Genomic DNA, 21,105 nt, shown 5'->3' with positions numbered 1-21,105 from the left:
GGCTAGACATCTTCCTCTATATCCAGCAACAGATTCTCCAGCGCCTCTTTATAAGCCCCCGGCTCCCGCCACATCCCCCGCTGCTGCGCTTCCAGCATCCGCTCGGTCATGTCCCGCAACGCGTGCGGATTATGCTCACGAACAAACTCCCGGGTCGCCGAATCCAGCAGATAAGCATCGGCCAACAACGCGTACTGGTGGTCATCGATCAACTGCGTGGTGGCATCGAACGCAAACAGGTTATCAACCGTCGCCGCCATTTCGAACGCGCCTTTATAGCCGTGGCGCTTGACCCCGTCGATCCATTTCGGATTGGCCGCGCGCGAGCGAATCACCCGGTTCAGTTCTTCTTTCAAAGTGCGAATCTTCGGCAGATCCGGTTGGCTGTGATCGCCGTGATAACTGGCCGCTGCTTCACCGCGCAGGCTTTCCACGGCGGCGAGCATGCCGCCCTGGAACTGGTAGTAATCGTTGGAATCGAGCAGGTCGTGCTCGCGGTTATCCTGATTCTGCAGCACCGCTTGCACCTGGCTCAGGCGTTGGACGAACTGTTCGCGCGCGGAAGTGCCCTCATCGGAGCCGCCATAGGCGTAGGCGCCCCAGTTCAGATAGACCTCGGCAAGGTCTTCGCGGCTCTGCCACAAACGCCCATCGATAGCGCCCTGCACGCCTGCGCCATAGGCACCGGGTTTGGCGCCGAAAATCCGCCAACCGGCCTGACGCCGTGCGGTGTCTTCATCGACGCCCGACTGCAGCAGTGCCTCGCGCTCGGCTCGTACTTTGGCCGCCAATGGGTTGAGATCGTCCGGTTCATCCAGTGCCGCTACTGCCTGCACCGCCGCATCGAACAGACGAATCAGGTTGGCAAACGCATCGCGGAAAAACCCGGAAACTCGCAGCGTGACATCAACGCGCGGGCGGTCGAGCAGGCTCAGCGGCAGGATCTCGAAATCATCGACGCGCTGACTGCCGGTGGCCCACACCGGCCGCACGCCCATCAGCGCCATCGCCTGAGCGATGTCGTCGCCGCCGGTGCGCATGGTCGCGGTGCCCCACACAGATAGTCCGAGCTGACGCAGGTGATCGCCGTGGTCTTGCAGGTGTCGCTCAAGAATCAACGTCGCTGACTGGAAACCGATGCGCCATGCGGTGGTGGTCGGCAGGTTGCGCACGTCGACCGAATAGAAGTTGCGGCCGGTCGGTAATACGTCGAGGCGACCACGGCTGGGTGCGCCGCTGGGGCCGGCGGGGACGAAACGACCGCTGAGGGCGTCGAGCAGGCCGCGCATTTCGGCGGGGCCGCAAGCGTCCAGGCGTGGGGCGACGACTTCGCGCAGATTCTCGATAATTGCACTGACTTCAGCCCACGCCGGCCCCTGTGGGAGCGAGCCTGCTCGCGAAAGCGGTGGATCAGGTAAATCTTTAGCGGCTGACACGACGCCTTCGCGAGCAGGCTCGCTCCCACAGGGGATTTGCAGGGACTCGCAGATCAACGCAGTGGCAAACAGTTCGAGGCGTTCGCGGGTGTCGCCGGCGCTACGCCAGACTTCGTCGCTTTGCGATTGCAGCTCTGTCGGGCGTGGGCCTGTCCATGGGTCGGCCAACGCGCAGTCGAGCGGATCGAAACCGAGTTCGAATGCTTTGGCCAGTGCGCGCAGCAGACTCGACTGCGCGCCCTTCCCGTCTCCGCGTGGAATGCGCAGCAACGCCAGCAACGTATCAATGCGCAATCGCCCGCTCGGTGACTCGCCAAAAATGTGCAAGCCATCGCGAATCTGCGATTCCTTCAAATCACACAAATACGTATCGAGGCGCGGCAGCCAGATCGCCGCATCAGCGTCGCTGTCCAGCCCGGCATCGAGTTGCAGTTCGCGGTCGATCTGCGTCTCGCGCACCAGTTGCAGAATGTCGCGCTGCAACTCACGGGCGCGGCGCGGATCCAGCAGCTGCGCTTCGTAATACTCGTCGGCCAAAAGTTCCAGATTGCGCAGCGGGCCGTAGGTTTCGGCGCGGGTCAGCGGCGGCATCAGGTGATCGATGATCACCGCTTGTGTGCGCCGCTTGGCCTGCGCGCCCTCGCCCGGGTCATTGACGATAAACGGATAGATGTTCGGCAGCGGCCCGAGCAGTGCATCCGGCCAGCAGTTTTCCGAAAGGCCAACGCCTTTGCCCGGCAGCCATTCGAGGTTGCCGTGCTTGCCGACGTGGATCACGCCGTGGGCGCCGTAGGTGTTGCGCAACCAGAAATAGAACGCCAGATAAGCGTGCGGCGGAACCAGATCCGGATCGTGATAGACCGCGCTTAGATCAACCTGATAGCCGCGCGCCGGCTGGATGCCGACGAAGGTCAGGCCGAAACGCAGACCGGCAATCATCATGCGCCCGTCGCGACACATCGGATCGTTTTGCGGCGCTCCCCAGCGCTCAATCACGGCGACGCGATTGGCTTCGGGCAGCGCATTGAACATCGCTGAATAATCGTCCATCGCCAGGCTTTGTTGGCACGGACGCAGGTCAATCGTGTCGAGATCGTTGCTGACGCCACCGAGCAATTGCTGGATCAACTCGGTGCCGCTATTCGGCAGTTCGGCCGCAATGGGATAACCCTCAGCATGCAACGCGCGAAGGATATTCAGCGCCGCTGCCGGCGTATCGAGGCCGACGCCGTTGCCGATGCGTCCGTCGCGGGTCGGGTAGTTGGCGAGAATCAGCGCGATGCGTTTTTCGTCATTTGGCACCCGCGCCAGATCAATCCAGCGCCGCGCCAGTTCAGCGACGAAATCCATGCGCTCAGGCTGCGCGCGATAGCAGACCACATCGGACTGACTGCGCTCACTGCGCCAGGCCAGATCCTTGAAGCTGATCGGCCGGCTGATGATGCGCCCGTCGAGTTCCGGCAAGGCAATGTGCATCGCCAGATCGCGGGGGCCGAGACCTTGCTCGCTGTCGCGCCAGCCGGGCTCGTTGTCCTGTGCGCAGATCGCCTGAATCACCGGGATATTGCGACGAAACGGCCGCAAGTGCGGGGCCTCAGGGCTGGACTGGGCGAATCCGGTAGTGTTCAAAATCACCCCGGCCTCGACTTCGTCCAGCCAATCCTCGACCACCGCCAGGCAGCCGGGCTCTTTCAGACTGGCCACCGCGATCGGCAGCGGATTCAACCCCGCCGCCTGCAAGCGCTGGCAGAAAACATCAATGAACGCCGTGTTCGCCGCTTGCAAATGCGAGCGGTAGAACAGCACCGCCGCAACCGGGTTTTCCGGCAGCCATTCGGCTTGCCAGTCACTCAGTGCGGCGCTGGTTTTATTCGGGTGGTAAATCGCCGTGCGCGGCAGGGTCTGCGGTTCTTCCCAAACGTAATCACGGGCGAGCCAACGGCTGGCCAGACAGCGGAAGAAATCCAGCGCATTGCCCAAACCGCCCTGACGCAGGAATTGCCAGAGCCGGTCGCGATCCTCGGCATTGACGGTGCTCAAGTCGCTGAGCTCCGGATCGGGACGGTCATCGCCCGGTACCAGAATCACCTGCACACCGCGCTCGGCCAACTCGACCAAGCGTTCGACGCCATAGCGCCAATAGGCGATGCCGCCGTGCAGCGAAATCAGGATCACCTTGGCGTGACGCAACACCTCATCGACGTACAAATCGACCGAGGCATGATTCTGCACCTGCATCGGATTGGCCAGACGCAGGCTCGGATAATCCTCGGGCAACTGCTGCGCAGCTTCGGCGAGTAGCGCCAGACTGGAGTCGCCGCTGCACAGGATCACCAGCTCGGCGGGGGTCTGTCCAAGGTCGGCAATGTTGTCATCCGAGACGAATCCGCCGGGCTGGGTCCTGAGCAGGTGCATGGTTTAAACGCTGAGCGCAGCGCGCAGTTGCGCTTCGAGTTGGGCGGCGTCGAGTTGCTGACCGATCAGCACCAGACGCGTGACGCGCGCTTCATCGGCGCCCCACTGACGGTCGAAATGCTTGTCGAAACGCGTGCCCACGCCCTGGATCAGCAGGCGCATTGGTTTGTTTGGAATGGCGGCGAAACCTTTGACGCGGAGGATGCCGTGCTTGACCACCAGTTGCGTCAGGGCGTCGAGCAGCAGGCTTTCGTCGGCTTGCGGCAGTTCGATGGAGATCGAATCGAAGGCGTCGTGATCGTGGTCAGCGTGATCGTCATCGCCTTCACCATGGTGGTGATCGTGATGGCTGTGGCGGCTGTCGATGTGTTCTTCGGAACCGGCACCGAGGCCGATCAGCACGTCCAGCGGCAGGCGACCGTTACTGGCTTCGATGATTTTCACCGCTGGCGGCAACTCTTCGGCGACTTCAGCGCGGACGCGAGCGAGATCTTCCGGGCTGGTCTGGTCGGCCTTGTTGAGGATGACGAGGTCGGCGCTGGCCAGTTGGTCGGCGAACAGTTCGTGCAGCGGCGACTCGTGGTCGAGGTTCGGGTCGAGTTTGCGCTGGGCATCGACCTGATCCGGGAACGCGGCAAAGGTGCCAGCGGCCACGGCCGGGCTGTCGACCACGGTGATCACCGCGTCAACGGTGCAGGCGCTGCGGATTTCCGGCCATTGGAAGGCTTGCACCAGTGGTTTCGGCAGGGCCAGGCCCGAGGTTTCGATGAGGATGTGGTCGAGATCGCCGCGACGCGCGACCAGTTCGCGCATCACCGGGAAGAATTCTTCCTGAACGGTGCAGCACAGGCAGCCGTTGGCCAGTTCGTAAACGCGGCCGGTGGCTTCTTCTTCGGTGCAACCGATGGTGCACTGCTTGAGGATTTCACCGTCGATGCCCAATTCGCCAAACTCATTGACGATCACCGCGATGCGACGGCCCTGCGCGTTGTCGAGCATGTGCCGCAGCAGTGTGGTCTTGCCCGAGCCGAGGAAGCCGGTGACGATGGTGACGGGGAGTTTGGCCAGTGTTTTCATCGGTATGCCCTTTGGCAAGCGGCGGGCATACGGGACGAGAACCGGCAACGCGCGTGCGCGCCGGAAGCATTCGCCACCGGATCACCCCGCCCGGTTGTAGTGAGAATCTGTGACGAGGCAGGTCTCCTGGCTGACGGTGTTCAGGTATGAGCCTGGCGTTGGCTGCGCCTTCCCGCGGGCTCATGGGTTGAGCTGGCAGTGGCGTGGCAGCGAACTTCACCGTTCACAGTTGCGGGGGCAGCCGCGGCATTGACCGCGTTCCCTTCTTAGCTTCGGCAACGGCCGAAGAACCTCGAAAGCGCAAGGCTACGCATCGGGTGGTTATGGGTCAATGGGGTTGGGGTTTGGTTATGGGGGCATATCCGTTGCTGCGGGTGCCGCCGCTGCCGGTTTCGCTCTTACAGCGACTCACTTTTCCAGACGCCGAAAAGTAAGCAAAAGGCTTTGCCCCGGCGTACGGCACTTCGCTGAGGCTCAGTGTTCCCTCGCTACGGTGTCCATCCGGGGGCATCGCCTACGGTTTGCTTCGCTGCACCTCCTCTCGATGAATGCGGCTTCGCCGCACGGCGCTACGCGCCTAACCCCCGGATGAACACCTACGCTCGGCCTACCGAAGGGGCAAAAGATCAAAAGCCGAAGCAAGATCAAGAGCCAGATCAAGAGCCCCTCACCCTAGCCCTCTCCCGGAGGGAGAGGGGACTGACGGTGGTGTTTGGGAGAGTTACGCCGACGTGCAATACCGCGTTGAACTCAGGCTCAAAAAAGCAAAAAAATCGGGCCCCTATCCATGAGGTTAGAGGGACTGATCGGGGTGTTTGGGAGAGCTACGCCGACGTGCAATACCGAGTCGAACTCAGATTTTGAAAAGCCCACAAATCGGCTCCCTCTCCCTCGGGAGAGGGCTGGGGTGAGGGGCAAATCCACCACAAAACCAAAGTCCAACACCCGCTCCTCACCACTCAATAGGCCGAGTGTCAGCTCGCCTGCTTTTGATCTTGGAGCCCGTCGGCAGGCTGAGTGGAGGGATTGATCCGGGGGTGGGAGCGCAGCGACCGTTTGGCGCAGCCAAACACAGCGGGAGTAGGTGCAGCGAAGCAAACCGGAGACGCTGCGCCCGGATCGATCCCGGAGCGAAGGAACCCCGAGCTTTAGCGAGCGGGCCGAACGTCAGGGCGAAGACCTTTTGGTTACTTTTGGGGCGTTTGCCAAAAGTGACCCGCCGTAAGGGCGGAACCGTAATCAGCAACACCCGCAGCAACGGATAAGCCCCCCCACAAAATTGACTAAAATCCCCAACCCATGCTCTCCTACACAACTTGTTACGGGTGCCCTTCACAGGGTGAAACGGGAAACCGGTGAATCATGTGCTTTACTCAAGCCCATGTCAGTCCGGTGCTGCCCCCGCAACGGTAAGCGAGCGAAGCGTCAAAACCACTGTGTCAGCAAGACATGGGAAGGTGACGCTTGCAGGTCGGCCTGACGCCAACCCCTCGTGAGCCCGGAGACCGGCCCGCAACACACAGCCCGCACCTCGTGCGTCGCTGAACATAACAAACCCGCGGTGGGCGGGCGCTGTTCGAACCTCTGCGAGCCCGACCCGCAGGGGTTTTCATGCGCTCGATTCACCCACTGACATTCCAGAGGGAAGCGCCATGTCGATCATCAGCAGCACCGGCAGCAACACGGACAAAATTTCCAGCACCGCCACCCTGAGCCAACGCCTGAGCGCCGCGATCTTCGCGTCGATCCTTGGTGCCAGCCTGGTCTACTTCGCCGGTTTCTCGCACATCGAAGCGGTGCACAACGCCGCCCACGATACCCGCCACAGCGCCGCGTTCCCGTGCCACTGAGACCTGTCGACATGATCAAGCGTATTGCGCAAACCGCAGGTTTCACCGGTCTGCTGGCCGCCCTGCTCCTCACCCTGCTGCAAAGCTTTTGGGTCTCGCCGCTGATTCTGCAGGCGGAAACCTTCGAGAAGTCCGAGCCGGTGGCGGTTCACGAACACGCCGCTGGCGTGGCTGCGCACACCCACGACGCCGAAGCCTGGGAGCCGGAAGACGGCTGGCAGCGCGTGGTCTCGACCACAGGCGGCAATCTGGTGGTTGCGGTGGGTTTCGCCCTGATGCTCGCTGGCCTCTACACCCTGCGCGCACCGACCAAAACCTCGCAAGGCTTGCTCTGGGGCCTGGCTGGTTACGCGACATTCGTACTGGCACCGACGATGGGCCTGCCACCCGAATTGCCGGGCACTGCCGCTGCTGATCTGGCTTCACGCCAGATGTGGTGGATCGGCACCGCCGCTTCGACCGCTGTCGGCCTGTCGCTGATTGCATTCAGCCGCCACTGGCTGATGAAAATCCTCGGCGTGGCCATCCTCGCCGTGCCGCACGTGATCGGCGCACCGCAGCCGGAAGTGCATTCGATGCTCGCGCCGGAGGCATTGGAAGCCCAGTTCAAAATCGCTTCGCAGTTGACCAACGTGGCGTTCTGGCTGGCCCTGGGCCTGATCAGCGCCTGGTTGTTCCGCCGCAAAAGCGCTGGCCAATACCACGCATGACCGATGACAGCGCAGCGCCGACCTTCGTGGTCGGTCTGGGCTGCCAGCGCGGCTGTCCGGCCAGCACGCTGCGCGCGTTACTCGACCAAGCCTTACAGGCGCACCGCATAGAGCTTGAAACGGTCAAGGCGTTGGCCAGCATCGACCTCAAGCGCGACGAGCCGGGCCTGCAAGAACTTGCCACTCAGTTGGCTTTGCCCTTGCTGTATTTCAGCAGTGAAGAACTGGCCAGTTATCAGCAACGACTCAGCCACCATTCGCAGATCGCCTACGAACGCACCGGTTGCTACGGCGTGGCAGAAAGTGCAGCGTTGGCACTCGCCGAACAGCTGATTCAGGCACCGGCAAAACTGCTGATTTCCCGGCAAAAATACGCTCAGGCCACGTTGGCATTGGCCGGCGCGGCGTAAAGTCCCGATAATCCCCGCCATCGATCATGAGCAATCTTCATCTGAAGCGTTGCTGCGCCTCTTTTCCAAGGATTTAAAGATGACCGTCTACTTCATCGGCGCCGGCCCCGGCGACCCGGAACTGATCACCGTCAAAGGCCAGCGGCTGATCCGCAGTTGCCCGGTGATTATCTATGCAGGCTCGCTGGTGCCGGCGGCGGTGCTCGACGGCCATCAAGCCGAGACGGTGGTCAACAGCGCTGAACTGCATCTGGAGCAGATCATCGACCTGATCAAGACCGCGCATGCCAAGGGCCAGGATGTGGCGCGGGTGCACTCCGGCGACCCGAGTCTCTACGGTGCGATTGGTGAGCAGATTCGTTACCTGCGTGAGCTGAATATTCCGTTCGAGATCATTCCCGGGGTGACGGCGACGGCAGCCTGTGCCGCGTTGCTCGGCGCGGAACTGACGTTGCCGGACGTCTCGCAAAGCGTGATTCTGACCCGTTACGCCGACAAGACCGCCATGCCGGCAGGCGAAGAACTCGGCAGTCTGGCGCAGCACGGCGCGACCATGGCGATTCATCTGGGCGTCAACCATCTGCAGAAGATTCTGGCGGAGCTGTTGCCGCATTACGGCGCGGATTGCCCGATCGCGGTGATTCACCGGGCGACGTGGCCGGATCAGGATTGGGTGGTGGGGACGCTGGCGAATATCGCTGGGAAGGTCGAGGCCAAAGGGTTTCGGCGTACGGCGTTGATTCTGGTGGGTCGCGTTTTGGGCAGTGAGGTGTTTAGCGAGTCATCGCTGTATCGCGCCGGGCATGCTCACCTCTACAGACCATAAATTGGAACGCGGAGCGTCCCGGGCTGCATTCCCACGCAGAGCGTGGGAACGATCAAAGGCCCCTTCGCGAGCAGGCTCGCTCCCACATTTGATCGCATTCCAAAGGTGGGAGCGAGCCTGCTCGCGAAGGCGTCAGTACATTTCACCCATAAAAAAACGGCGCTCACGGGGCGCCGTTTTTCATGTCCGCAGCGAACACCTTAGTAGTAGGCGTTTTCTTTCTGCGTGTGGTCGGTCACGTCACGAACGCCCTTCAGTTCAGGGATGCGTTCGAGCAAGGTGCGCTCGATGCCTTCCTTCAAGGTCACGTCCGCCTGGCCGCAGCCCTGGCAGCCGCCGCCGAACTGCAGCACGGCGATGCCGTCTTCAACCACATCGATCAGGCTGACCTGACCGCCGTGGCTGGCCAGCCCCGGGTTGATTTCGGTTTGCAGGTAGTAGTTGATGCGCTCGTTGACCGGGCTGTCGGCGTTGACCATCGGCACTTTGGCGTTTGGCGCCTTGATGGTCAGTTGGCCGCCCATGCGGTCGGTGGCGTAGTCGACCACGGCGTCATCGAGAAACGCTTCACTGAAGTGATCGATATAAGCGGTGAAGCTTTTCAGCCCCAGCGCGGTGTCTTCAGGTTTTTCTTCGCCCGGCTTGCAGTAGGCAATGCAGGTTTCGGCGTACTGGGTGCCAGGCTGGGTGATGAAGACGCGGATGCCGATGCCCGGGGTGTTCTGCTTGGAGAGCAGATCAGCCAGGTAATCGTGGGCGGCGTCGGTAATGGTAATAGCGGTCATGGAAACTCCTCGCAGGCTTGGGCGCAGTTTACGCCAATCGTTGCGCCGGACAAAGTCCTAGTATTTTTGTCGGGAAAGATTCTCGTCCGCCCCGCCGTCGATCCGCGCCTTGAGCCAACGATAGCTGCGTTTTTCCACCCATTCGTAGCTCAACCAGGAGCCAACGCCGATGGCCAGCGCACACACGACAAACAACAAATACGGGTTGATAGCGTAGCGCCGGGCCAGATAACCGCCCGCCGACAGCACCAGAACGTGCATCAGATACACCGAATACGAGCAATCGCCGAGCAGTTTCAGGACCCGGCTGCGCTCGACATAACGCTCCAGTGAAATACACGCCATCACCAGCACCGCACTCGGTACGCCCCAGTTGAGCAGCCTGGGCGCCGGTGCCCAATGATAAATCGCCAGCAACGCCGCGATGATGGCTGCCAGTGGCAGCCACAGTCCCGCGCCAATCCAGCCCCGGCGATAGAGCATGCCGATGCCAATCCCCAGCAGAAACTCATAAACAATGTCCGAACGATAAAACTCGCTGATCCAGCCAAACCCGGTCCAGGCCTGACTCACCGCAAACAGCAGCGCCGCGACTACCAGCAGGCGCACCTGCAGACGGAACAGCAACGCCCAAGCGAACAACACGTAAAACAGGATTTCGTAATTCAGCGTCCAGCCGACATTCAGCGTCGGATAGAGGCCGTAGCCGCCGGGGTTCTCAGTCGGAATGAACAGCAACGACAGCAGCAAATGGCTCCAGTCCACAGACTGATCCGGCAGCAACGGCTGGGCGAACACCACCAGCAGCGCCATCAACAGCGTGTACAGCCAATACGCCGGGACGATGCGAAACAGCCGATACAACAGAAAACGCGCGGGCGGCAGCGGTTTGTTCTCGGTCGAGAGGAAAATCACCAGACCGCTGATGACGAAGAAGATATCGACGCCTACCGCGCCCTTGTCGATGAACAGCTGCCCGATTGGCCCGCGTGCTTTGAAGTCAAAGAAAATCTGCATGAAGTGGTGGCAGACCACCGTCCACGCGGCCAGCGCACGCAGGGCTTGCACTGAAATCAACATCGGCCGCTCCCGTCCACAATTCCTGAAACCACCGCAGATCCCTTGTAGGAGTGAGCCTGCTCGCGATGGCGGCGGCACATTCAACATCTCCAGTGCCTGATTCTCCGCTATCGCGAGCAGGCTCACTCCTACAGGGGTTTTGCAGTGTCGCTTGAAGTTGGGACAGCAGCCTCGCCTCAAACGATCAAAGATTCTCGTAGCGATTCATGTCCAGCACGCCCTCTTCCACCGGTTCGGTTTCGTGGATGTACTGACTCAAATCGTGGAAATAGAACCAGAATTGCGGATGACTGCGGCGGATCCCCCAGCGTTCGACGATTTTCTCGAAGCGGTTCGCATCCTTGGCGTTTTCCATTGCATCGACAAACGCCGGCACCTGATCGGCCGGGACATTAAAGATGAAGTTCGGATAGCTGCTGAGCACGCCCGGGTAAATGGTCAGCGTATCCAGCCCGGGCTGATAACGCCGTGACTCGCCGAGCAGGAACGCCACGTTACTGTGCGCGCGGTTGCGCAACAGGCTGTAGACCTCGCGTTTGCCGCTGGCGGTTTCAATGCGCAGCATCGTCGCTTCCGGGAGCTGATCAATCACCTTCAAACCGGCGGCCGGGCGCGAAGTCAGTCGGCTCAACGCCTGTTCGGCATTTTGCAGCGCCAGGTCGATATTCGGCCGCGAGCAATAAGCGCCATCGCAACGGTTGATCGGATCGGGCCGCGCATTGAGATCGCCGTAACGCGCCAGCAATTGCATGGCGAAGTCGTATTTCGGGTCTTTCTCATCGAGCTTCAACGCGGTCGGCTTATCGTCGTCAATCGCCTCGTAATCGAGCCACATCTTGAACTGGCCACCGCTCTGGTACCAATCGTCGAGATAGTCTTCGCGCGAATCAGCGGGCATCAGGCGCAGGAAGTTCTGCTCGGCGCCGTTGCGGATCAGGTCGAAATACAGACGGGTTTGCGCCTGATGGGAGACGTTGCCGAACACATCGAAGTTGACCGCCAACTGGTAATAGGTGCGTTCCAGCAGCGGATAGTCAAACAACCACATCGTCTGCGGCACCTCGCCAATCAGGCCTTTGGTCACCGAAGCGCTGTCGAAGTGGCGAAAAATGCTCAGCAGCGCGTTGTCATTGCCGGCCCACAGGGTCGACCAGCTCGGCGCGGGGAGATCGGCGTAGCTGTCGCGGCGCAGAGCCTCATATTCATTGCGCTTGTCGCGGTAGTTGCGCCACAGGCTCAACACGCTGCCGACATCGTCGTTCTGCCCCGGCATGGCCAACAGCGGCGTGGCCTGGCCGCGATAGTTCGGGTCGGTGATATAGAGGTCGTGTTCCGGTGCCTGGAACAGTGCCCAGAAGTTATCGCGGATCACGTCGGTCGCAATCTGTCCACGGCACACCGGGCCGCGAATAAACGTGCGGACGAAGTATTCGGCGTTGTCGAGCATGAACTGGTAACGCGCCTGCGCCGGAATCGCTTCGAACGTCGCGAAGGGATTGGCACGGCTCTGCGGGCCGTAACCGGGCAGCGCATTAACCTGCCAGTTGCCGCTATAGAACAGGCTTTTCACCCGCGCCATCTTCGCCGCGCTCAGCGGATAGGTGATGTGGGTTTTATGCACGATCACACCCTGCACCGGCCACAAACGGTAATACACCTGAGTGCCCGGATCGTCGTTGGGGCGGCGAGTGGCGATAAGGTCGATCGGCTGCCCGCTCGGTGTGCGCGAACGCACCCACTGGAAGTAATGCCCCGGCTCGCCATCCTTGAAATAGATGTGCGCGAGGTACAAGTGCTCGTAAAGCCAGCGTCCGACCAGACTCTGCCGGGCGCCGGGAGTATTAAGCAGATTTTCCCACTGGACGATTTGCAGCGCCTCTTTCGCGCTCGGCGCCAGGCCTTGTTCGTCAATCGGCGCACCCGAGGCCAGCCAGCGCTGCAGCGTCTGATATTGCTGATCGGTCAGCCCGGTCACCGCCAGCGGCATGCCTTCTTTCGGATGGGCACCGGCGTAGCCCTCAAACTCGGCCGGCAGCGAGCACATGTTCTCGCGGTTCAGGCCCAGCACAATCTCTTCCGGGAGTTTGGCGTTGGGCGTCAGCGGCGTCTTGTGCCCGAGTTCGAGCATGCGCGCCATCAGCGCCGCCTGACTGCCTTGGGCATCGAGCACCGAATAGAAGTCTTTCTGCTGCCAGGCACGTTTGCCGAAGGCGTCGTAAAACAGCCGAGTGGTCGGTGCCGCTTGTGTGCGCTCGCCATCGTAAACCGGCATCTTGCTGGCGCCACGGGCCGCGCCCTCGCCACTGCCCAGGTTGAGCTGACAGGCAGAGTCGTAGCACGCATGGCAGGCCACGCACTTCTCGGTGAAGATTGGCTGGATGTCGCGGACGTACGAAATCGACTGAGAAATGCCCGGCACAGTCGCTGGCTCTTGCGCCACGGCGCCCCAGCTGAGAAACAGCAACACAAAACCAATGACGCGGTAAGACATGCTGCTGATCCCGATTGTAAAAAAACGCCGCGATTCTACAGTATGACGCCCGTACCAACATGAGCGATATTCATGCAAAAGCCCCACATGCTCCAAAAGCGCACAGGTTTGCTATGATCCCGCTCCTTCGTAATGGTCTTTCCGAGTAGTCCAAATGTCCGATCGCAGCGTCCGCCTTCAAGCTCTCAAGCAAGCACTCAAAGAGCGCATCCTGATACTCGACGGCGGCATGGGCACGATGATCCAGAGCTACAAGCTCGAAGAACAGGATTATCGCGGCAAACGCTTCGCGGACTGGCCGAGTGACGTCAAGGGCAACAACGACCTGTTGGTGATCACCCGTCCGGACGTGATCGGCGGCATCGAGAAAGCCTATCTGGATGCCGGCGCCGACATCCTCGAAACCAACACCTTCAACGCCACGCGCATTTCCATGGCCGACTACGGCATGGAAGAACTGGCCTACGAACTAAACGTAGAAGGCGCACGTCTGGCGCGCAAGGTCGCCGACGCCAAGACCGCCGAGAACCCGGACAAGCCACGTTTTGTCGCCGGCGTGCTCGGTCCTACGAGTCGCACCTGCTCGCTGTCGCCGGACGTCAACAACCCGGGCTACCGCAACGTCACCTTTGATGAATTGGTGGAAAACTACACCGAAGCCACCAAAGGCCTGATCGAGGGCGGCGCCGACCTGATCCTGATCGAAACCATTTTCGACACCCTCAACGCCAAAGCGGCGATCTTCGCCGTGCAAGGCGTGTTCGAAGAGCTGCACATCGAACTGCCGATCATGATTTCCGGGACCATCACCGATGCCTCCGGCCGCACACTGTCGGGCCAGACCACCGAAGCGTTCTGGAACTCGGTGGCGCACGCCAAGCCGATTTCCGTCGGCCTCAACTGTGCGCTCGGCGCCAGTGAGCTGCGTCCATACCTGGAAGAGCTGTCGAACAAGGCCAGCACCCACGTTTCCGCGCACCCGAACGCCGGCCTGCCGAACGAATTCGGCGAGTACGACGAACTGCCGTCGGAAACCGCCAAGGTCATCGAAGAATTCGCCCAGAGCGGCTTCCTCAACATCGTCGGCGGCTGCTGCGGCACCACGCCGGGCCACATCGAAGCCATCGCCAAAGCCGTCGCCGGTTATGCGCCACGGCAGATTCCGGACATCCCCAAGGCCTGCCGCCTCTCGGGTCTGGAGCCGTTCACCATCGATCGCAGCTCGCTGTTCGTCAACGTCGGCGAGCGCACCAACATCACCGGTTCCGCCAAGTTCGCCCGTCTGATCCGTGAAGACAACTACACCGAAGCGCTGGAAGTCGCCCTGCAACAGGTCGAGGCTGGTGCGCAGGTGATCGACATCAACATGGACGAAGGCATGCTCGATTCGAAGAAGGCCATGGTGACCTTCCTCAATCTGATCGCCGGTGAGCCGGACATCTCGCGCGTACCGATCATGATCGACTCCTCTAAATGGGAAGTGATCGAAGCCGGCCTCAAGTGCATTCAGGGCAAGGGCATCGTCAACTCGATCAGCATGAAAGAAGGCGTCGAGCAGTTCATCCACCACGCCAAACTGTGCAAGCGCTACGGCGCGGCGGTGGTGGTGATGGCGTTCGACGAAGCTGGCCAGGCCGACACCGAAGCGCGCAAGAAAGAAATCTGCAAACGCTCCTACGACATTCTGGTCAATGAAGTCGGCTTCCCGCCGGAAGACATCATCTTCGACCCGAACATCTTCGCCGTCGCCACCGGTATCGAAGAACACAACAACTACGCTGTGGACTTCATCAATGCCTGCGCCTACATCCGCGACGAACTGCCGTATGCGCTGACCTCGGGCGGCGTGTCCAATGTGTCGTTCTCGTTCCGTGGCAACAACCCGGTGCGCGAGGCGATCCACTCGGTGTTCTTGCTGTACGCGATCCGCGCGGGCCTGACCATGGGCATCGTCAACGCCGGTCAGCTGGAGATCTACGACCAGATCCCGCAAGAGCTGCGCGACGCCGTCGAAGACGTGATCCTCAACCGCACCCCGGAAGGCACCGACGCCCTCCTCGCCATCGCCGACAAGTACAAGGGCGACGGCAGCGTCAAGGAAGCCGAGACCGAAGAGTGGCGCAGCTGGGAGGTCAACAAGCGTCTGGAACATGCGCTGGTCAAAGGCATCACCACGCACATCGTTGAAGACACCGAAGAATCCCGTCAGTCGTTCGCCCGCCCGATCGAAGTGATCGAAGGCCCGCTGATGTCCGGCATGAACATCGTCGGTGACCTGTTCGGCGCCGGCAAAATGTTCCTCCCGCAAGTGGTGAAATCCGCCCGTGTGATGAAGCAGGCCGTGGCCCACTTGATCCCGTTCATCGAACTGGAAAAGGGCGACAAGCCAGAAGCCAAGGGCAAGATCCTCATGGCAACCGTGAAAGGCGACGTCCACGACATCGGCAAGAACATCGTCGGCGTGGTGCTCGGTTGCAACGGCTATGACATCGTCGACCTCGGCGTGATGGTCCCGGCAGAGAAGATTCTGCAGGTGGCCAAAGAGCAGAAGTGCGACATCATCGGCCTGTCCGGCCTGATCACGCCGTCGCTGGATGAAATGGTTCACGTCGCTCGCGAGATGCAGCGTCAGGATTTCCACCTGCCGCTGATGATCGGTGGCGCGACCACTTCCAAAGCGCACACCGCGGTGAAGATCGAGCCGAAGTACAGCAACGATGCGGTGGTTTATGTGACCGACGCCTCCCGCGCGGTGGGCGTTGCCACACAGTTGCTGTCGAAAGAATTGAAGGCCGGTTTCGTCGAGAAGACGCGCCTGGAATACGTCGATGTACGCGAACGCACCGCCAACCGCAGTGCCCGCACCGAGCGCCTGAGCTACGCCGCCGCCATCGCCAAGAAGCCGCAGTTCGACTGGGCGAATTACCAGCCAGTCAAACCGACCTTCACCGGCAGCAAGGTGCTGGACAACATCGACCTCAAGGTCTTGGCCGAATACATCGACTGGACGCCGTTCTTCATCTCCTGGGATCTGGCCGGCAAGTTCCCGCGCATCCTTGAAGACGAAGTGGTCGGTGAAGCCGCCACCGCGCTGTACAAGGACGCGCAGGAAATGCTCGCCAAGCTTATCGACGAGAAGCTGATCAGCGCCCGTGCGGTGTTCGGCTTCTGGCCGGCCAATCAGGTGCATGACGACGACATCGAGCTGTACGGCGATGACGGTCAACCATTGGCCAAACTGCATCACTTGCGTCAGCAGATTATCAAGACCGATGGCAAACCAAACTTCTCGCTGGCCGACTTCGTGGCACCGAAAGACAGCGAAGTGACTGACTACGTCGGGGGCTTCATCACCACCGCCGGTATCGGCGCCGAAGAAGTGGCCAAGGCTTATCAGGACGCCGGCGACGACTACAACTCGATCATGGTCAAAGCCCTGGCCGACCGCTTGGCCGAAGCTTGCGCCGAATGGCTGCACCAGCAAGTGCGTAAAGAGCACTGGGGTTATGCCAAGGACGAAGTGCTCGACAATGACGCGCTGATCAAAGAGCAATACAGCGGCATCCGCCCTGCTCCAGGTTACCCGGCGTGCCCGGATCACACCGAGAAGGCAGCGTTGTTTGCCCTGCTCGATCCGGAAGCTGAAGAGATGCGCGCCGGTCGCAGCGGCGTGTTCCTCACCGAGCACTACGCGATGTTCCCGGCGGCAGCGGTCAGCGGCTGGTACTTCGCCCATCCGCAGGCGCAGTACTTTGCCGTGGGCAAGATCGACAAGGATCAGGTCGCCAGCTACACCTCGCGCAAAGGCCAGGAGTTGAGCGTGACCGAGCGCTGGCTGGCGCCGAACCTGGGTTACGACAACTAATCCAGCTTCAACGCATCACCCCCTGTGGGAGCGAGCCTGCTCGCGAAAGCGGTCTATCAGCCAACACTCATGTTGAAGCTGATGGCCTCTTCGCGAGCAGGCTCGCTCCCACATTTGTTTTGCGGTGCTCTTGAGAGGGTTGGCTATGCTTGTCTGACACACACGGCAGACGAGGGATTTATGGACGATCCAGTCGACAACAAACCGCCGACCTTCTGGCAGATGCTGCACAGCGTGATGGCGGCGGCGTTCGGGGTGCAGAGCGGCAAGAACCGGGCAAGGGACTTCACCCATGGCAAGCCCAGCCATTTCGTGGTGCTGGGGATTCTGTTTACGGCTGTGTTTGCGTTGACGCTGTTTGCCATCGTCAAACTGGTGCTGCATTTCGCCGGGGTTTGACGAAATCAGCGCATCAGGGTTTGCAGGGTGAACGGGTAACGATACGAATCCGGCTGCCCCTTGGCTGAGAGCTTGCGGAAATTCACGCCGTAGTGCGGCGACTTGCCCATGGCCAGCATTTGTCGAGCGTGCGGCTTGTCGATCAGTTGCAGCAAGGGAATCTGCCGGTCGCGGCCGCCGTAGTGATTCAGTTCGACGCCTTGCTCGACGTCATGCAACTCGACCAACGCCCAGCCACCCAAGGTGAAATGCCCGCCGACCAACGCGCTCAGGCGTCCGTCGACCAGTGCCTGCAAGGCCGCCGGCGACGTATTGACCGCGCTGAACAAGGCATCTTTGCCGGGGACCTTGCCCGTCTCGGCATACGCGCGCATTGCGCCGAAGGCCATTTCATCATTGGCCGACCACACCAGCGACACTTTCGGATAACGCGCAAACAACTTTTTGGCCTGTTCATAGGCGCGTTCCTGGGTCCAGCCGCTGTAAACCAGCTGGCGCAAGCGGGTCTGCGGATGTTCGGCCAACGCCCGCTGCATGCCGCGCTCGCGCAGTTGCGCCGAGGGGGTGACCTTCAGGCCGGAGAACGCCAACACTTCAATCGGCTCAGCGTTTGCCGCCGACGGATGCAGACGGATCAGCTCCTTCATCATCAAGTAACCGCCCTCCTCGTCGTTCGGCACCAGGCTGCCGATGCGGTCGTCACGCTCACCGACCAACGCCTGCTGGTCCGGGGTCAGCGCGGCGTTGACCATAAACAGTTTTACGCCACTGTTCTCGGCCAGACGCAGGATTTGCGGCGCGACGTATTGTTCGTTGACGAAAATCAGGTACTCGGGACGATTCGGCCCCTGCAACGCAAGGCGCGCCTGCGCCAGGGTCAGTTCGGGCTGGCGTTGGGAATAGAGGATCTGCAAGTCGATACCCAGATCATGGGCGGCCGCCTGCATGAATTGCGAGTAACTGACCCAGAAGGCTTCCTGCGTCGAGCCCGGATTCAAAAACAGCACAGACTCCGCCCGCGCGCCGGCCTGGAACAGCGCGCCGAACAACAGAAGACTGAGGTGGAAAAACTTGAACATGAAACATCCGGGCCCAAGGAAAAATGGCCGCGCATTATAGCCCTCGATCTACCGGCTATTGATGCCTGATCCCGCTTTTTGTCCGACAATTCGTCGGGCACGGGCCCGGATGGGTCGTTTACTGATGGCTGACCCAGAATACCGCTGTCCCTACTACGAGAATGATCAGGAACAGAATGGCCCACGCATCGACACTGCTGTCGCTTTTTCTTGCCTTGGTCGGGTTGCTCATTGCATCGCCTCTTGTCGGTTTTATCGGTGATTGCAGAAAGACTCGACCACAGTTAAGACGATGATTGTCCGCACGACAAATGTGGGTTAGTTGACAGCCATTCTCGTTAGGCGATTTGGTTCTTTACATATACTCAAACATCACTTTTGCGCATAACTGCAAACGGGTATATTGCCCCGGCTCCTCTAGGGAGTGCGCGGCCGTGCGCGCAGAATTGCAGAGGCAAAATCGGACTCCAGCACGCGAAAACGCAGCGTTTTCCGAGTAGCCCAAGCCTGAGAACAGGACTTATATGTACGTATACGACGAGTACGATCAGCGGATCATCGAGGACCGCGTCAAGCAGTTCCGTGATCAGACCCGACGCTATCTGGCAGGTGAGCTGAGCGAAGAAGAATTCCGCCCCCTGCGCCTGCAAAATGGCCTGTACATCCAGCGCTTCGCGCCGATGTTGCGGGTGGCGGTGCCTTACGGCCAACTGACTTCGCGTCAGACGCGCATGATGGCCAAGATTGCCCGCGACTACGACAAGGGCTACGCCCACATCAGTACGCGGCAGAACGTGCAGTTCAACTGGCCGGCGGTGGAAGACATCCCGGACATTCTGGCTGAACTGGCCACCGTGCAGATGCACGCGATCCAGACCAGCGGTAACTGCCTGCGTAACGTCACCACCGACCAGTTCGCCGGTGTCGCTGCCGACGAAGTGATCGATCCGCGCCCATGGTGCGAGATCGTCCGTCAGTGGACTACGTTCCACCCGGAATTCGCTTACCTGCCGCGCAAGTTCAAAATCGCCGTCAACGGTTCGACCGCTGACCGCGCCGCCATTGAAGTCCACGACATCGGCCTTGAGCCGGTGCACAACGCCGCTGGCGAACTGGGTTTCCGTGTCTTGGTCGGCGGTGGCCTTGGCCGTACCCCGGTAGTCGGCGCGTTCATCAACGAATTCCTGCCGTGGCAGGACTTGTTGAGCTACCTCGACGCCATCCTGCGGGTGTACAACCGCTACGGCCGTCGCGACAACAAATACAAGGCGCGGATCAAGATCCTCGTCAAAGCCCTCACGCCGGAAGTGTTCGCGCAGAAAGTCGATGCGGAAATGGAGCACCTGCGCGGTGGCCAGACCACACTGACCGACGCCGAGCTGCAGCGTGTCGCCAAGCACTTCGTCGATCCGGACTACAAGGCGCTGGACAACCAGACCGCGCAATTGGCCGATCTCGACAAGGAGCATCCGGGTTTCGCCCGCTGGCGTACCCGCAACACTCTGGCGCACAAGAAGCCGGGTTATGTCGCCGTGACCCTGTCGCTGAAGCCGACCGGCGTTGCCCCGGGCGACATCACCGACAAGCAGCTCGACGCCGTCGCCGATCTGGCCGATCGCTACAGCTTCGGTCAACTGCGCACCTCGCACGAGCAGAACATCATTCTCGCCGACGTCGAGCAAAGCCAGCTGTTCACCCTGTGGGGCGAACTGCGTGAAGGCGGTTTCGCCACGCCGAACATCGGCCTGCTGACCGACATCATCTGCTGCCCTGGCGGTGATTTCTGCTCGCTGGCCAACGCCAAGTCGATCCCGATTGCCGAATCGATCCAGCGCCGTTTCGACGACCTCGACTACCTGTTCGACATCGGTGAGCTGGACCTGAACATCTCCGGTTGCATGAACGCCTGTGGTCACCACCATGTCGGCCACATCGGCATCCTCGGCGTCGACAAGAAAGGTGAAGAGTTCTATCAGGTCTCTCTCGGCGGCAGCGCCAGCCGTGATGCGAGCCTGGGCAAGATCCTCGGCCCGTCCTTCGCTCAGGAAGCCATGCCTGACGTGATCTCGAAGCTGATCGACGTGTACGTTGAACAACGTACCGAAGACGAGCGCTTCATCGACACTTACCAGCGTATTGGCATCGACCTCTTCAAGGAACGCGTCTATGCAGCGAATCATTAAGAACAACGAGGTCGTCGACGAAACCTGGCACTTGCTGCCCAAGGATTTCAACATCGACGAGATCAGCAACTGCGACGACTTGATCGTTCCACTGCAGCTGTGGCGCGAACACAGCCGCATGCTCAAGGCCCGCGACGGTGGCCTGGGTGTGTGGCTGGACGCTGACGAAGAAGCCGAAGAAATCGGTGAAGACGTGGCTGAGTTTCAGGTGATCGCGCTGAATTTCCCGGCGTTCACCGACGGCCGCAACTACTCCAACGCCCGCCTGCTGCGTGACCGTTACGGTTTCAAAGGCGAACTGCGGGCGATTGGTGATGTGCTGCGCGATCAGCTGTTCTATATGCATCGCTGCGGTTTCGATGCCTTTGCCATTCGCGCGGACAAAGACCCGTACGAAGCGCTGGAAGGCCTCAAGGACTTCTCGGTGACCTATCAGGCTGCCACTGACGAACCGCTGCCGCTGTTCCGTCGCCGCTAAGTCTTCAGGTTTAGCGCGGAA

The 21,105-nt window shown here is 60.7% G+C and carries 14 protein-coding genes and 2 riboswitches; of the genes, 8 read left to right on the top strand and 6 right to left on the bottom strand.

The genetic code is table 11. The features are described 5' to 3' along the window. Positions 1-2 precede the first annotated feature (2 nt). A complete protein-coding gene (cobN, locus tag AC5SEM_RS09545) occupies positions 3-3,851 on the bottom strand; it encodes a cobaltochelatase subunit CobN (RefSeq protein WP_495472786.1) in 3,849 nt (1,282 codons plus the stop codon). 3 nt (positions 3,852-3,854) lie between these two features. Further along, positions 3,855-4,928: a cobalamin biosynthesis protein CobW gene (gene cobW / locus AC5SEM_RS09540; protein WP_077573145.1), complete on the bottom strand. Its 1,074-nt coding sequence runs from the start codon at positions 4,926-4,928 to the stop codon at positions 3,855-3,857. Positions 4,929-5,027: 99 nt separating this feature from the next. Next, positions 5,028-5,238, bottom strand: a riboswitch (cobalamin riboswitch). A 996-nt stretch (positions 5,239-6,234) separates the two neighbouring features. Next, a riboswitch (cobalamin riboswitch) is annotated at positions 6,235-6,456 on the top strand. Between the two features lie 124 nt (positions 6,457-6,580). On the opposite strand from cobW, the gene AC5SEM_RS09535 reads away from it, so the two are divergent. The 4 genes from AC5SEM_RS09535 (at position 6,581) to cobM (ending at position 8,724) form a co-directional block, all read left to right on the top strand. Further along, entirely contained in the window at positions 6,581-6,778 is a 198-nt protein-coding gene (locus AC5SEM_RS09535; RefSeq protein WP_034152302.1) for a CbtB domain-containing protein, read from the top strand. Positions 6,779-6,789: 11 nt separating this feature from the next. After that, positions 6,790-7,488, top strand: coding sequence for a CbtA family protein (locus AC5SEM_RS09530; RefSeq protein WP_137219333.1), 699 nt, complete (start codon positions 6,790-6,792; stop codon positions 7,486-7,488). Further along, complete coding sequence (locus tag AC5SEM_RS09525) at positions 7,485-7,898, top strand: cobalamin biosynthesis protein (RefSeq protein ID WP_137219332.1); 414 nt, start codon at positions 7,485-7,487, stop codon at positions 7,896-7,898. Before AC5SEM_RS09530 ends, AC5SEM_RS09525 begins: the two co-directional genes overlap by 4 nt. A 79-nt stretch (positions 7,899-7,977) precedes the next feature. After that, positions 7,978-8,724: a precorrin-4 C(11)-methyltransferase gene (gene cobM, locus AC5SEM_RS09520; protein WP_212622232.1), complete on the top strand. Its 747-nt coding sequence runs from the start codon at positions 7,978-7,980 to the stop codon at positions 8,722-8,724. Positions 8,725-8,924: 200 nt separating this feature from the next. Here the strand turns inward: cobM and nfuA are convergent, their stop codons facing one another. The 3 genes from nfuA to AC5SEM_RS09505 all read right to left on the bottom strand — a co-directional run bounded on the left by nfuA (position 8,925) and on the right by AC5SEM_RS09505 (position 13,080). Next, positions 8,925-9,509 carry a Fe-S biogenesis protein NfuA gene (nfuA, locus tag AC5SEM_RS09515; RefSeq protein ID WP_007912592.1) on the bottom strand — a complete coding sequence of 195 codons (585 nt, stop codon included), beginning with the start codon at positions 9,507-9,509 and terminating at the stop codon, positions 8,925-8,927. 57 nt (positions 9,510-9,566) lie between these two features. Then, entirely contained in the window at positions 9,567-10,589 is a 1,023-nt protein-coding gene (locus AC5SEM_RS09510) for an acyltransferase family protein (protein ID WP_495472785.1), read from the bottom strand. A gap of 184 nt (positions 10,590-10,773) precedes the next feature. After that, positions 10,774-13,080 (bottom strand): fatty acid cis/trans isomerase, encoded by a 2,307-nt coding sequence (locus AC5SEM_RS09505; protein ID WP_495472784.1) that lies wholly within the window; start codon positions 13,078-13,080, stop codon positions 10,774-10,776. Between the two features lie 154 nt (positions 13,081-13,234). Between AC5SEM_RS09505 and metH the strand changes: the two genes are divergently transcribed. Both metH and AC5SEM_RS09495 read left to right on the top strand, forming a co-directional pair. Further along, entirely contained in the window at positions 13,235-16,945 is a 3,711-nt protein-coding gene (gene metH / locus AC5SEM_RS09500; RefSeq protein WP_495472783.1) for a methionine synthase, read from the top strand. Between the two features lie 180 nt (positions 16,946-17,125). Continuing rightward, positions 17,126-17,344, top strand: a complete 219-nt coding sequence (locus AC5SEM_RS09495) for a DUF2970 domain-containing protein (protein WP_008080467.1) — start codon at positions 17,126-17,128, stop codon at positions 17,342-17,344. A gap of 5 nt (positions 17,345-17,349) precedes the next feature. On the opposite strand, the gene AC5SEM_RS09490 is transcribed toward AC5SEM_RS09495, so the two are convergent. Beyond that, entirely contained in the window at positions 17,350-18,423 is a 1,074-nt protein-coding gene (locus AC5SEM_RS09490; protein WP_495472782.1) for an ABC transporter substrate-binding protein, read from the bottom strand. A gap of 524 nt (positions 18,424-18,947) precedes the next feature. Between AC5SEM_RS09490 and AC5SEM_RS09485 the strand changes: the two genes are divergently transcribed. Beyond that, the gene (locus tag AC5SEM_RS09485) at positions 18,948-20,606 is read left to right on the top strand and encodes a nitrite/sulfite reductase (protein ID WP_034152311.1); all 1,659 of its coding nucleotides are present in this window, start codon (positions 18,948-18,950) and stop codon (positions 20,604-20,606) included. Continuing rightward, positions 20,590-21,084: a DUF934 domain-containing protein gene (locus AC5SEM_RS09480; protein ID WP_038368934.1), complete on the top strand. Its 495-nt coding sequence runs from the start codon at positions 20,590-20,592 to the stop codon at positions 21,082-21,084. Before AC5SEM_RS09485 ends, AC5SEM_RS09480 begins: the two co-directional genes overlap by 17 nt. The last annotated feature ends 21 nt before the right edge of the window (positions 21,085-21,105 follow it).

It is taken from the genome of Pseudomonas sp. CH61 (assembly GCF_059429415.1).
This window is presented reverse-complemented; position numbering and strand designations above follow the sequence as displayed.

Bases quoted from the DNA above. Each gene is read 5' to 3' on its own strand.
- cobM (WP_212622232.1), top strand. From the start codon at position 7,978: ATGACCGTCTACTTCATCGGCGCCGGCCCCGGCGACCCGGAACTGATC.
- nfuA (WP_007912592.1), bottom strand. From the start codon at position 9,509: ATGACCGCTATTACCATTACCGACGCCGCCCACGATTACCTGGCTGAT.
- AC5SEM_RS09495 (WP_008080467.1), top strand. From the start codon at position 17,126: ATGGACGATCCAGTCGACAACAAACCGCCGACCTTCTGGCAGATGCTG.
- cobW (WP_077573145.1), bottom strand. From the start codon at position 4,928: ATGAAAACACTGGCCAAACTCCCCGTCACCATCGTCACCGGCTTCCTC.
- metH (WP_495472783.1), top strand. From the start codon at position 13,235: ATGTCCGATCGCAGCGTCCGCCTTCAAGCTCTCAAGCAAGCACTCAAA.
- AC5SEM_RS09535 (WP_034152302.1), top strand. From the start codon at position 6,581: ATGTCGATCATCAGCAGCACCGGCAGCAACACGGACAAAATTTCCAGC.
- cobN (WP_495472786.1), bottom strand. From the start codon at position 3,851: ATGCACCTGCTCAGGACCCAGCCCGGCGGATTCGTCTCGGATGACAAC.
- AC5SEM_RS09530 (WP_137219333.1), top strand. From the start codon at position 6,790: ATGATCAAGCGTATTGCGCAAACCGCAGGTTTCACCGGTCTGCTGGCC.
- AC5SEM_RS09505 (WP_495472784.1), bottom strand. From the start codon at position 13,080: ATGTCTTACCGCGTCATTGGTTTTGTGTTGCTGTTTCTCAGCTGGGGC.
- AC5SEM_RS09480 (WP_038368934.1), top strand. From the start codon at position 20,590: ATGCAGCGAATCATTAAGAACAACGAGGTCGTCGACGAAACCTGGCAC.
- AC5SEM_RS09490 (WP_495472782.1), bottom strand. From the start codon at position 18,423: ATGTTCAAGTTTTTCCACCTCAGTCTTCTGTTGTTCGGCGCGCTGTTC.
- AC5SEM_RS09510 (WP_495472785.1), bottom strand. From the start codon at position 10,589: ATGTTGATTTCAGTGCAAGCCCTGCGTGCGCTGGCCGCGTGGACGGTG.
- AC5SEM_RS09485 (WP_034152311.1), top strand. From the start codon at position 18,948: ATGTACGTATACGACGAGTACGATCAGCGGATCATCGAGGACCGCGTC.
- AC5SEM_RS09525 (WP_137219332.1), top strand. From the start codon at position 7,485: ATGACCGATGACAGCGCAGCGCCGACCTTCGTGGTCGGTCTGGGCTGC.